Here is an 11,252-nt window from a genome sequence, read left to right as displayed (position 1 = left end):
CTGCAGCGCATGCTGGCCATCACCGATGGCCTGATGCTGCTGTATTGGGCGGTGACCGCGCTAGCCGCCGCAGGCGTGATGTCCTTGTCGCCGGCGCTCCTCTACAAGGATTATCATGATCCGGTGATGGTGGCGTGGAACTGGTCGTTCCTGCCGCTCGATCTGGGCTTCTCGGCGATCGGGCTGACGGCGCTGGCACGGTCGCGCCGGGGGCAGCCCTGGCAGGGCCTGGCCATCATCAGCCTCACCCTCACTTGTTGTGCCGGCCTGATGGCCATTGCATTCTGGGTGTTGCGCGGCGATTTTGATCTGCAATGGTGGCTGCCCAACCTGGCGCTGGCGTTGCTGCCGTGGATCTGGCTGCCGGAGCTGGCATGGCACAGGACAAGTTGACGCGATGAGCCGCACCACCATCATCGGCCTCACCGGCTCCATCGGCATGGGCAAATCCACCGTGGCGGCCATGTTCCGCAAGTTGGGTGTGCCGGTGTTCGATGCCGATGCCGAAGTGCGCCGCGTGCAGGGCCCCGGCGGTCGCGCGCTGGCGGCGATCGAGGCGGCGTTTCCCGGCACCACCCACACCGGCGGCCTGCACCGCGAAAAGCTTGGCGCGGCCGTGTTCGGCGATCACGCGCAGCTGCGCCGGCTCGAACAGATCCTCCACCCGCTGGTTGCCGAAGCGCAAAGCGAATTTCTGGGCGCCCATCGGCTGAAGCCCGCCATCGTGCTCGATGTGCCCTTGCTGTTCGAAAAAGGCGGCTGGCAGCGTTGCCATCTGACCGTGGTGGTCTCTGCCCCTTACCGGGTTCAGCGCGCGCGCGTGCTGGCGCGGCCGGGCATGACGGCGCAGAAATTCGCCGGCATATTGAAAGGCCAGATGCCGGACCGCGAAAAGCGCGCCCTTGCCGATGTGGTGATCGAAACCGGGCGCGGCCGGCGTGAAACCTGGGCTGCGGTGAAACGCCTGGTGACCGGTTTGTAAGGCTTGCCCCGCACCCATCTGTAGGGGCATAGGGGGGCATGCGCGAGATCGTCTGGGACACTGAAACCACCGGCATCATGCCCGGTGATGGCCACCGTATTGTCGAGATCGGCGCGCTGGAGATGGTCAACCGCTCGCTGACCGGGCGCAGCTTCCACACCTATCTCGATCCGCAGCGCGCCATGCCCAAGGATGCCGAGCGGGTGCACGGCCTGTCGTCGGACTTCCTGACCGGACAGCCCATTTTCGAGCAGGTGGTGGATGATTTCCTCGCCTTCATCGGCGATGCGCCGCTGGTTGCGCACAATGCCGCGTTCGACATGGAGTTCCTCAACTGGGAATTGAAGCGTGCGGGCATGCCGATCATCCCGATGGCGCGCGCCATCGACACGCTGGAAATCAGCCGCAAGGCCAATCCCGGCGCCAAGCACACGCTTGATGCGCTGTGCAACCGGTATGGCATTGATCTTTCAGGCCGCACCAAGCATGGCGCGTTGATCGACGCGGAACTGCTGGCGCGTGTCTATATCGAGTTGACCGGAGGCCGGCAGATCGGATTCGACCTTGCCAGCGACGCAAGCGGCGACGACACTGTGTACGAGCGGGTGAGTCTGGCCGCGCGTGCCCATGATGCCAGCCCAGAGGAGCTGGCCCGTCACGCCGAATTCCTGACCGGCCTGAAAGACCCGCTCTGGCTGTCGTGACCCTATCCAGGGCCTGTCACCAGCACGCGAGGAGAAAACATCGATGGATATTCGTATTTCAGGCCACCAGGTTGATACCGGGGCGGCCTTTGCCGAACATGTGCGCGAACGCCTGACCGCGATGGCGGAGAAATATTTTCCGCGCGCGCTGTCCGCCCATGTGACGCTCGGCCCGGCGCCCCACGGGCATTTTTCCTGCGATATCGTCATGCATGTGATGGCCGATCTGATCCTGAAGGGCACGGCTCAGGCCAATGGCGCGCATCCGGCCTTTGATGCCGCCGCCGAACGCATCGACAAGCAGCTGCGGCGCTACATGCGCCGGCTGAAGGATCGCCATTCGCCCGCCGCCGCCCGCGATGTGCCGCCGCTTGCCGAACTGCCGCCGCTCGACAACGCCGAATACAAGATTTTTGCCGGATCGGACGATGATGCCGAACCGGCCGGCGACGCACCATTGATCATCGCCGAAACGCGCGTCGATATCCCGACGGCTTCGGTGGGCGATGCGGTGATGATGCTCGATCTGCGCAACACCACCGCCTTGCTGTTCGTCAACAGCGCCACCGGCGCCCACAACATGGTCTATCGCCGTGAAGATGGCACCATCGGCTGGGTGGAACCCCGCACCATGACCGTGGCGGCGCCGCCGCGACGTGCCGTGGCCGGCGGTTGAACGCTATCCACATGCCATACAGCGGTCTGGGTGCCGGCTTTGCCGGGCTGGTGGTGGCAGGCGGGGTGTTTCCGGCGCTGCCGGCCGCCTCGCGTGACGCCGCGCTGCTGGCGTTGGCGCGGGGCGCAGCCGGCCATATCGACGCGCCCATACTGGCCCTCCAGGCCATGTTGGTGGCCCGGGAAGCCGCGGCCAGCACCGGCGCTGGCGGCGGTGTCGCCATCCCGCACGCGCGGCTGCCCGGTTTGCCGCGCTGCATCGTGCTGCTGGCGCGGCTGCCGGCGGCCATCGATTGGCAGGCCGTCGATGGCGAACCTGTCGATGTGCTGGTGCTGCTGCTGTCGCCAGCCGAGGCCGACGTCGATCATCTGAAGGCGCTGGCGCGGATCGGCCGCACGCTGCGCAATCCCGAAACCCTGCCGGCGCTGCGCTGCGCGCGCTCGGTGGCGGACATGCTCGCGGCGGTGTCGCTCGATGCTGTAACGGTCGCCTGAGCCGGTGGACACGCTGCCGCGGCTGGCCAGCCGCTTCAAGATCGATGCGCTGCGCCGCCGGGTAAGTACGGCCGGCGGCTTTGCCACAGTGCTGGCGCATGGCGATGATGTAGCGGGCGCCATCGCCGTGGTCACCCGCGACGGCGGCCGGGAATCTCTGCTCGCCGCTGTGCTCGGTGGCACCGGCGCCTATGAATTTGCCGAACTGGCGAGCGGCGACGCCGTGGCGCCGTGGATCGAGCGGGCGCGGGGACGTGACCCGGATCTGTGGGTGATCGAACTGGATATCCCGCAGGCAGGGCAGTTCGTCGCCGAAATGCTCGTCGGCGCTTGATCAGCGTCCAAGGCTACGCTTCGAATGTGGCCATGGTTGCAACTGCCCTTCAAATTCTGGCCCGGCGCGGTGCACGCTGCGCGGCGCTGATGATGATGGCCCTTGCCGGCCCGGCGCTGGCCGATACCAATTTGCCGATCCTGCCGGCTGATGATGTCGGCGTGGTGGTGTCTGCCGATACCGGGGGCTCTGCAACCGGCTTGCCGGCGTTGGTGCAGATGGCCGCTGCCGATCGGCAGCTGGCTGCGGCTGAACCGACCGAACTGGATTGCCTGGCCACCGCCGTGTGGTTCGAAAGCCGCGGCGAAACCCTCGAAGGCCAGCTCGCCGTCGCACAGGCCGTGGTGAACCGCGCCCGTGCCGGGCGATGGGGCAAGAATATCTGCGGCGTGATCAAGGCGCCGCGCCAGTTCAATTTCAACGCCGCGCAGGTCAAGCGCAGCACCGCGACCTTCACCACCGCCCTGGCCGTCGCGCGCATCGCCGTCGCCGGCCTGTGGCACGACGTGGCGGAAGGCGCGCACAGCTTTCATTCCGCCCGGCTCAGCCCCGGCTGGCGCCTGAAGCGCGTCGCGAAGATCGGCAATCACGTCTTCTATCGCTGAGCTTGCCGTTCCCGCTACGTTCTGGCACACCCCCGCCATGGGGCATGATCTCACGGCAATCGACGTGCTGCGCGGTACCTGCCGCTGGCTGCTGCGCGCCGGCATCAGCCCGCTTGCCGAAGTGCCGCTGGCCGGTGGCCGCCGCGCCGATATCCTGGGCATTGATGCGGCCGGGCAGTTGAGCATCGTCGAAATCAAGGTCAGCCTCGCCGATCTGCGCGGTGACCGCAAATGGCCGGACTATCTCGATCATTGTGACCGGTTTTTCTGGGCGGTGCCAGCCGGGCTGCCGCTGGATGATCTGCACACACCGGCGTTCAGGCCCGACGTGACCGGGCTGATCGTGGCGGACCGTTATGATGCGGAGCAGTTGCGCGCGGCGCCGTGTCGCCCGCTCAATGCCGCGCGGCGCCGGGCCATCACCGTGGCGCTTGCCCGCCGCGCCGCCAATCGCTGGCTGGGCCTCGTTGATCCGGAAAGCGCCTTGCTCGGTTACGATTGACGCCCGCCGCCCGCGGCAACCCAGTCCTTCACCTTGGCTTCCAGCACGGCCAGCGGCAGCGCGCCGGTGTTGAGGCAGACATCATGGAAATCGCGCACGTCGAATTTCGGCCCCAGCGTGGCGGTCGCCTCGCGGCGCAGGCGCGCAAAGGTCAGCTCGCCGATCTTGTAGGCGCAGGCCTGGCCGGGCTGGGCGATGTAGCGATCAATCTCCACCGCGACATCGCGCGGCGCCATCGATGTGTTGTCCAGCATATAGGCGATGGCTCGGTCACGGCTCCAGTCCAGCGCGTGCAGGCCAGTGTCCACCACCAGCCGCACGGCGCGCAGCATTTCCATGTCGAGATGGCCGAACCAAGCCCAAGCATCGGTGAACATCCCCAGTTCGCGCCCCAGCGATTCGGCATAGAGCCCCCAGCCTTCGGTGTAGGCGGTGCTGCCGCCACGCTTCAGGAAGGCAGGCAGTGTCTTGTCTTCATTCACCAGCGTCGATTGGAAATGATGGCCGGGGATGCCTTCGTGCAGGGTCAGCGTTTCCAGCGTGGGGATCGGGCGCGTATCGAGCATCGACATGTTGAAATAAAGGATACCCGGCGACACGCCGTCGGGCGGCCCGGCCCGATAATATCCGGTGCCGCGCTGTCCGCCGAGGCCGGGCAACGGTGCCACCTTGAACGGCGCCTTGGGGCGGGAATGGAACAGCCGCGGGATGCCCAGCCAGATGCGCTGCTCTATCTCGGCGAACCGTCCCAGCAACTCTTCCTGGGTTTTGCAGTAAAAACGCGGATCGGTGCGGACATATTCGAATAAGGCCTTGAGATCGCCGGCAAAGCCCAGTTGGCCGCGCACGCTTTCGAATTCGGCGCGGATGCGCGCCACTTCGCGCAGGCCCAGCGCATGGATATCGGCCGCCGCCATCGGCAGCGTGGTGTGGCGCTCCAGTTCGAAGGTATAGAGCCGCAGGCCATCGGGGATGCCCGATCGCCCCGGCACAGCCGGCGTGCGCGGCAAATAGGTGCCGCGCAGAAACTCCAGCCAGCGCGCATAGGCTGGCAGCACAGTCTCCGTGACCATGGCGCGATAGGCGGCCGTCCAGCGTTCCCGGTCGGCCGCCAGCGCCGCCGGCAGGCGCTTGATCGCCGCCATGAAGCTGGTGTCGTCGGGGCTCTGCGCCAGCTGCGCCTCGATCTGGCGGATGACATTTTCCACCAGCACCCGCGGCTGGATGTGGCCGCTGGCCAGGCCTTCGCGCAGGCGCACCAGCGCCATGTCCATATGGCCGGCGAACAGTCGCAGCCGATCCAGCCCGGCCTGATAATCCGCCGCGGTTTCAAACAGGGCACCGGCGCCGGAGACATAATCCGGCAATTCGATGTGCAGGCCGAAACTGGGGTTCAGCGCCAGTTGCCGCTGGATCGCGAACAGGCCGGACGTGTGGAAGCTGATCGTCTGGTTCAGGCTGCGCCCGAACACGTCATAGGCAATGCGCTCGGCCGGGGTGAGGGCGCCGCGATCGATGCCGGCCAGCGCCGCCGCGGCGCTGCGCTTGTTGGCCAGCGTTGCGCTGGCCCAGCTGTCCGTCAGCGGATCGATGAACACCGCCTGCCCGGCTGCCCGGCGCTGCCCCGGCGGGCCCGTGGGGGCCAGCGCCGCATCGTCGGCCGCCGCCCGCGCGATCAGCGCGGCAAAGCGCGATGACGGCGTGTCAGCGGCGGCCAACGCCGGTATGACAGGAACAGCGGCCAGCAGGCCCAGCGCGGTGCGACGGTTCAACATGCCTGCATCCAACCAGCTTGGGGCCGGAAAGCAAGAGGCTACTTGGGTGAGCGTTTGGCCAGGATGCGCTGCAAGGTGCGGCGGTGCATTTTCAACCGGCGCGCGGTTTCGGAAACATTGCGCTCGCACAGTTCATAGACACGCTGGATATGTTCCCAGCGCACGCGATCGGCCGACATCGGCTCCGGCGGGGCTTCCGGGCGGGCGCTGCCATCGGCGGAAAGCGCGCGCACGATGTCTTCCGGGTCAGCCGGCTTGGCGAGATAATCGATGGCGCCAGCCTTCACCGCGGCCACCGCGGTGGCGAGATTGCCATAGCCGGTGAGCATGACGATGCGCACATCCGGGTTGGTCGCCCGCATTTCGGTAACCAGATCAAGGCCGTTGCCATCCTCCAGCCGCATATCGACCACGGCATGGCCGGGCTTCAGGCGGGCGGCTTCGATGCGCGCTTCAGACAGGCTGCCCACGGCCGTGACGGCAAAGCCCTTGCGGGCCAGCAACACGCCGAGGCGCTGGCGGAACGGGGCATCATCGTCAACCAGCAGCAGCGGACGGGTTTCGGGTTCGGGCGTGCTCGCCATCAGATGGGCTCCTGTTGTGCCACAAGGGATTCATTAACCTCAAACTCTTCGCGTGGCCAGCGCACGTCAACGCGCGCGCCGCCTTCGGGTCGGTTGGAGAAGGACAGCCGGCCACCTGTCCGTTCGATCAGCGTGGTGGCAATGAACACGCCAAGGCCGGTGGAATTGGATTTGGACCGCGTCGGGCCCAGGATGGGCTCGCCCAGCCGCGGCAGCAGATCGGGGGGGAAACCGAAACCGTCATCCAGTACGGCCACCCGGATTTCGGATGGGGTGACGATGGTTTCGATGCGCACTTCGGTACCGGCATGGCGGGCAGCGTTGGACACGAGATTGTTGAAGGCGTGGAGCAATTCCGGCGATCGTTGCACCAGCGGCTGCGGTTGCGGCGCCACCACATGCACCGGCACACGGCTGGGCTTCACGCTCTGCGCCACTTCATGCAGCAACAGATCGAGGGTCAGGGTGGCGAACGGATCTTCGGCTTCGGCGCGGGTGGCGATGCCCTTCATGATGCGGCGGCTGCGCGCGGCTTCGGCGGCCAGCAGGCGGATATCCTCGCCGAAATCCGGATCATCGCCCAATTGCTCTTCCAGACTGTGGGCGATCAGCGAGATCGAACCCAGTGGCCCACCCAGTTCATGGGCTGCTGCCGCCGCCAGGCTGCCCAGCGCGTTCATGCGGGCTTCGCGAGTCAACGCTGCTTCGGTGGCAACCAGCGCGCGGGCGCGATCGCGGCTTTCGGCCGAGACCATCCACAGATAGACGGTGAGAAAGCCGATGGCGAGCGCATAGGCGATCACGTCGCCAAAGCGGTAGATCAGCGGAAATTCCGGCGGTGGCCCAAGCCACGGCAAGGGTTGCGCCCCGAACCACAGCACCGCCAGCACGCCAAAGGCCAGCGCCACCAGCGGTGCCATGTCCTTGGCGGTCAACAAGGTCGCCGCGATGGTGACCGGCACGATCAGCAGCAGCGCGAACGGATTGGCCAGACCGCCGGTGAGGAACAGCAGCACGCCAGCCTGGATCAGATCGAAGGCCAGATGCAGCGCCAGTTCGCGCCCTGTCATCCGGTCATTGCGTTCATACAATGTGGACAGGCCGAAATTCAGGATGACCGATGCCGCCACCGCCGCCAGCAGCGATCCCCACGGCAAAGGGTAGCCAAAGCCCAAGCCCACCACCAGCAACGTGGCGAACTGGCCCAGAATCGCAATCCAGCGGATCGCCGCAAGGGTGCGCACGCGCACCCCGGGCCGATCAAAGGCGGCTGCTGCAATGGACGGACGTTCCATCGCCACCGCCTAGACCCCCATGACCGCTGCGCCCATGCGGCAGATTGTATGCGACAATCGCGCCCGCCGTAAGCGTTTGATTACAGCGACGGCCCCTGCACGCGGCCGCTGGGCTTGGCCGGGATGTCCTTGAACAATTTGGCGATGGCGCCGGCGCGGGCGTCATTGTCGGCGGCGATGCGCGGCGAGATCCCGCTGTTGTCGGCAATATCGGGGTTGGCACCGGCCTCGATCAACGCCTTGGCCAAGCCCATATCGCGCGCCTGCACCACCTTCAGCAATGCGGTTTCGCCCAGCCGGTTTTGCGTATTCACCTGGGCCTTCAGGCGGATCAGCGTCGTTGCGCCCTCGCTCCAGCGCGTGATGGCGGCCAGGATCAGTGGCGTGTTGCCGTCGCGATCCTTCACGTTCAGATTGGCGCCCTTCTGATACAGCAGCCCCAGCCAGCCCAGATCGCCGCGCCGGGTCACGATGTGCACCGCGGCTTCGCCGGTATCGGTGTCGCGGGTGTTGACCACGGTTGTGCCGGGCTTGTCGGCCATCTCGATTGCCTTGTTGACGTCGCGGTCACGCACGGCCTTGAGGAAGTTATAGCTGTCCGAAAACTGCGCAGCGGCTGGGCCAGCCAGCGCCAGCGCGAGCAGAGCCGCCACCAAATGTCTGATCATCGACAAGTCATCCCCACATGCTTAAGGCCTTGCCAGCATGACTGGGCATAACCTCTCGAACCGGCGATGAACAGGGGCAAGAATTTGCAACTGTGGCTGGTGCTGGGCATTGCGGTGCTGATCGCCGGCGTGCTGGGCTGGATGCGGTTTTCCAGCCCGCCGATGCCGGCCGGCAATCTGGCTGGCGCCAGCCTGGGCGGGCCGTTTGTTCTGGTTGATCAGAACGGCCGCACCGTGCGCGACACGGATTTCGCCGGTCGATATCGCCTGATCTATTTCGGCTATGGTTTCTGCCCGGATATCTGCCCCACCGATCTGGCACTGCTCGGCCGCGGCTTGGCAGCGTTCGAAGCGCAGGACGCGGCGCGCGCCGCCAGCGTGGCGCCGATCTTCATCACCATCGATCCGCAGCGCGATACAGCGGCCGTGCTCAAACCCTTCGTGGCTGCCTTCCATCCCCGGCTGGTCGGCCTGACCGGTACGACCGCGCAGATCGCGGCCGTCACCAAGGCCTATGGCGTCTATGCCAAGCGCATCGACACGGGCGATGCCGAAAATTACCTGATGGATCACAGCGCCATGGTCTATTTGTTCGGCCCGGATGGCCGGCCGATCGCCTTCCTGTCGCACCAGGGCTTGACCGCTGAACAGGTCACGCAGATGCTGGCCGCCTATGTCCGATAGGCCATCAGACAAGCCCTTCTGGGAAACCACGCCGCTCGCGCGCATGAGCCGCGCGCAATGGGAAAGCCTGTGCGACGGCTGCGGCAAATGTTGCGTGCACAAGCTTGAGGATGAAGACACCGGCGAGGTGTTTCCCACCAATGTTTGCTGCACCTTGCTCGATATGAAAACCGCCCAGTGCCGCGATTATCGCAATCGCAAGGCGCTGGTGCCGGATTGTGTGCGGCTCACCCCCGCCCGCCTCGATGAGCTGGATTGGCTGCCGGAAACCTGTTCCTACCTGCGCGTGCACCGCGGTCAGGGGCTGGCACCGTGGCACCACCTGATCACCGGCGATCGCGAATCCATCCATCGCGCCCGCGAATCCGTGGCGGGCCGGGTGATCAGCGAGGATCATGTCGGCGATCTTGAAGATTATATCCTCGAGAAGCCGTTGTAGGCTTGACCGATGCTGCGCTGGCGTCGGGCTGTATTGCCAACCGAGCTGACCATTGCCGGGCGCTGTGTGCCGGTGGTGCTCACCCGCCGCGCCAGCCAGCGCGCGGTGCGGCTGCGGGCCAGTGCCGTCGCCGGGCGCATCGAAATCAGCCTGCCGACGCGCGGCGGCGAAGATATTGGCGCCGCGCTGCTGAAATCGCACAGCGCCTGGCTCGAAGCGCAAGTGGCGCGCTGGCCGCGGCCGATCCCCTTTGCCCCCGGCTTCATCATCCCCATCGACGGCGAACCGGTGCTGATCGATTGGCAGGAAGGCCATAAACGCATGCCCCTGTTGGCCAATGGCAGGCTGCAACTGGGCGGGCCGCTGCCGCTGCTGTCCGGCCGCATCGAACGCTGGCTGAAAGCGCGGGCGCTGGCCGATCTCGACGCGATGACCCAGGGTTTCGCAGCCCAACTGGCGCGCAAGGTCGCGCGGGTCAGCGTGGGCGACACCACCAGCCGCTGGGGCAGTTGTGCCGGCGCGCTGCGCCCGGAAGGCGCCCGCATCGCCTATAGCTGGCGGTTGATCATGGCCCCAGCCTGGGTGCGGCGATCATTGGCGGCGCACGAGGCCGCGCACCTGGTCCACCAGAATCACTCACCGGCCTTCCACGCCCTCAACCGCCAGCTCGATCCGCGCGCGGCCGAGGCGCGGCGCTGGCTGGCCCGCCACGGCGCGGCGCTGCATTGGGTGGGGCGCAGCGATCAGGCCCATGGCGATCAGGCCGGGTGATGCCCCAGCCAGGCGGCGATGGCGGCACCGAAATCCGGCTTGGTCACCGCGCTCATGTGATTGCCGGGGATTTCGACGAGCGCCGCGTTTGGCAATTCCAGGGCCAGCGCCGGGGCCGAACCGTTGTCGCGATCGTCCCGCCCGCACAACACGAGCGCGCGCGTGTCGAGCCCGCGCAACACGTCGAGCGGCGTTGATACGAATGTGTCGAGCAACAGGCCGACGGCGGTGCCATCCACCTTGTTCTGCTTCATGAAGGCCGCGGCAAAGGCTTCCGGGCTGCCACTGGGCCAGCCATCGGGTTGGCGCACGACTGTCTTGAAGAAATCGGCCCGCGCCGTGCCGCCGACCAGGCCTTCCAGCCCCATGCCGGAAATGATCGCCTTGCCCGGTTGCAGGCCGCGCGCCAGCAGCCGCACCAGCGTGCGCGCGCCCATTGAATAGCCGGCGATATCGAAATCGGTCAGCCCCAATTGGGTGATCAGCGCCTCGATATCCATCGCCAGCACATCGGGCGGGTAGGCGGCGGCATCATGCGGTGCGGCGCTGCGGCCATGGGCGCGGAAATCCGGCATGATCACCCGATAACCGGCACCGGCAATCTCGGCGGCGGCGCCATAACGCTGCCAGTTCATCTCGGCCGATGAAAACAGCCCGTGCAGCAGGATGATGGCCCGGCCTTCGCCGATGTCGGTCAGCGCCAGTTCGGCGCCGTCAAAGCCGCGATAATGGCCCAAGC

General features: G+C 66.4%; 16 protein-coding genes. 11 read left to right on the top strand and 5 right to left on the bottom strand.

Annotated elements, in window-relative coordinates; genetic code table 11:
- The first annotated feature begins 9 nt into the window (after window positions 1-9).
- The 8 genes from AC6UUM_RS01850 (at window position 10) to AC6UUM_RS01815 (ending at window position 4,297) form a co-directional block, all read left to right on the top strand.
- On the top strand, window positions 10-393 hold the full coding sequence (locus AC6UUM_RS01850; protein WP_500803653.1) for a DUF5360 family protein: 384 nt from the start codon (window positions 10-12) through the stop codon (window positions 391-393).
- Window positions 394-397: 4 nt separating this feature from the next.
- The gene (coaE, locus tag AC6UUM_RS01845; RefSeq protein WP_500803652.1) at window positions 398-982 is read left to right on the top strand and encodes a dephospho-CoA kinase; all 585 of its coding nucleotides are present in this window, start codon (window positions 398-400) and stop codon (window positions 980-982) included.
- Window positions 983-1,020: 38 nt separating this feature from the next.
- Complete coding sequence (gene dnaQ, locus AC6UUM_RS01840) at window positions 1,021-1,686, top strand: DNA polymerase III subunit epsilon (RefSeq protein WP_500803651.1); 666 nt, start codon at window positions 1,021-1,023, stop codon at window positions 1,684-1,686.
- A gap of 43 nt (window positions 1,687-1,729) precedes the next feature.
- Entirely contained in the window at window positions 1,730-2,362 is a 633-nt protein-coding gene (hpf, locus tag AC6UUM_RS01835) for a ribosome hibernation-promoting factor, HPF/YfiA family (protein WP_500803650.1), read from the top strand.
- Between the two features lie 11 nt (window positions 2,363-2,373).
- The gene (locus tag AC6UUM_RS01830; protein ID WP_500803649.1) at window positions 2,374-2,856 is read left to right on the top strand and encodes a PTS sugar transporter subunit IIA; all 483 of its coding nucleotides are present in this window, start codon (window positions 2,374-2,376) and stop codon (window positions 2,854-2,856) included.
- A 4-nt stretch (window positions 2,857-2,860) separates the two neighbouring features.
- Window positions 2,861-3,190, top strand: a complete 330-nt coding sequence (locus AC6UUM_RS01825) for a DUF1491 family protein (RefSeq protein ID WP_500803648.1) — start codon at window positions 2,861-2,863, stop codon at window positions 3,188-3,190.
- A gap of 89 nt (window positions 3,191-3,279) precedes the next feature.
- On the top strand, window positions 3,280-3,795 hold the full coding sequence (locus tag AC6UUM_RS01820; protein WP_500803647.1) for a cell wall hydrolase: 516 nt from the start codon (window positions 3,280-3,282) through the stop codon (window positions 3,793-3,795).
- A gap of 37 nt (window positions 3,796-3,832) precedes the next feature.
- Window positions 3,833-4,297, top strand: coding sequence for an MmcB family DNA repair protein (locus tag AC6UUM_RS01815; RefSeq protein WP_500803646.1), 465 nt, complete (start codon window positions 3,833-3,835; stop codon window positions 4,295-4,297).
- Here AC6UUM_RS01815 and AC6UUM_RS01810 read toward each other — a convergent pair.
- From AC6UUM_RS01810 to AC6UUM_RS01795, 4 genes are all read right to left on the bottom strand, one after another.
- On the bottom strand, window positions 4,288-6,072 hold the full coding sequence (locus AC6UUM_RS01810) for a DUF885 domain-containing protein (protein ID WP_500803645.1): 1,785 nt from the start codon (window positions 6,070-6,072) through the stop codon (window positions 4,288-4,290). The two genes, AC6UUM_RS01815 and AC6UUM_RS01810, sit on opposite strands and share 10 nt — an antisense overlap.
- A gap of 38 nt (window positions 6,073-6,110) precedes the next feature.
- Window positions 6,111-6,656, bottom strand: coding sequence for an ActR/PrrA/RegA family redox response regulator transcription factor (locus AC6UUM_RS01805; RefSeq protein ID WP_353198236.1), 546 nt, complete (start codon window positions 6,654-6,656; stop codon window positions 6,111-6,113).
- The gene (locus tag AC6UUM_RS01800) at window positions 6,656-7,900 is read right to left on the bottom strand and encodes an ActS/PrrB/RegB family redox-sensitive histidine kinase (protein ID WP_500803644.1); all 1,245 of its coding nucleotides are present in this window, start codon (window positions 7,898-7,900) and stop codon (window positions 6,656-6,658) included. Before AC6UUM_RS01800 ends, AC6UUM_RS01805 begins: the two co-directional genes overlap by 1 nt.
- Window positions 7,901-8,031: 131 nt before the next feature.
- Window positions 8,032-8,619 carry an ankyrin repeat domain-containing protein gene (locus tag AC6UUM_RS01795; protein WP_500803643.1) on the bottom strand — a complete coding sequence of 196 codons (588 nt, stop codon included), beginning with the start codon at window positions 8,617-8,619 and terminating at the stop codon, window positions 8,032-8,034.
- 66 nt (window positions 8,620-8,685) lie between these two features.
- Here AC6UUM_RS01795 and AC6UUM_RS01790 point away from each other — a divergent pair, with 66 nt between their 5' ends.
- Genes AC6UUM_RS01790 through AC6UUM_RS01780 form a run of 3 tightly spaced genes read left to right on the top strand, consistent with a single transcriptional unit; the run spans window position 8,686 to window position 10,513 of the window.
- Window positions 8,686-9,303, top strand: a complete 618-nt coding sequence (locus AC6UUM_RS01790) for an SCO family protein (protein ID WP_500803642.1) — start codon at window positions 8,686-8,688, stop codon at window positions 9,301-9,303.
- A complete protein-coding gene (locus AC6UUM_RS01785) occupies window positions 9,293-9,742 on the top strand; it encodes a YcgN family cysteine cluster protein (protein ID WP_500803641.1) in 450 nt (149 codons plus the stop codon). Before AC6UUM_RS01790 ends, AC6UUM_RS01785 begins: the two co-directional genes overlap by 11 nt.
- 9 nt (window positions 9,743-9,751) lie before the next feature.
- Window positions 9,752-10,513, top strand: coding sequence for a M48 family metallopeptidase (locus AC6UUM_RS01780; protein WP_500803640.1), 762 nt, complete (start codon window positions 9,752-9,754; stop codon window positions 10,511-10,513).
- Here AC6UUM_RS01780 and AC6UUM_RS01775 read toward each other — a convergent pair.
- On the bottom strand, window positions 10,501-11,250 hold the full coding sequence (locus tag AC6UUM_RS01775; protein ID WP_500803639.1) for an alpha/beta fold hydrolase: 750 nt from the start codon (window positions 11,248-11,250) through the stop codon (window positions 10,501-10,503). The two genes, AC6UUM_RS01780 and AC6UUM_RS01775, sit on opposite strands and share 13 nt — an antisense overlap.
- Between the last annotated feature and the right edge of the window lie 2 nt (window positions 11,251-11,252).

This window comes from Sandarakinorhabdus sp. (assembly GCF_987265915.1).
This window is presented reverse-complemented; position numbering and strand designations above follow the sequence as displayed.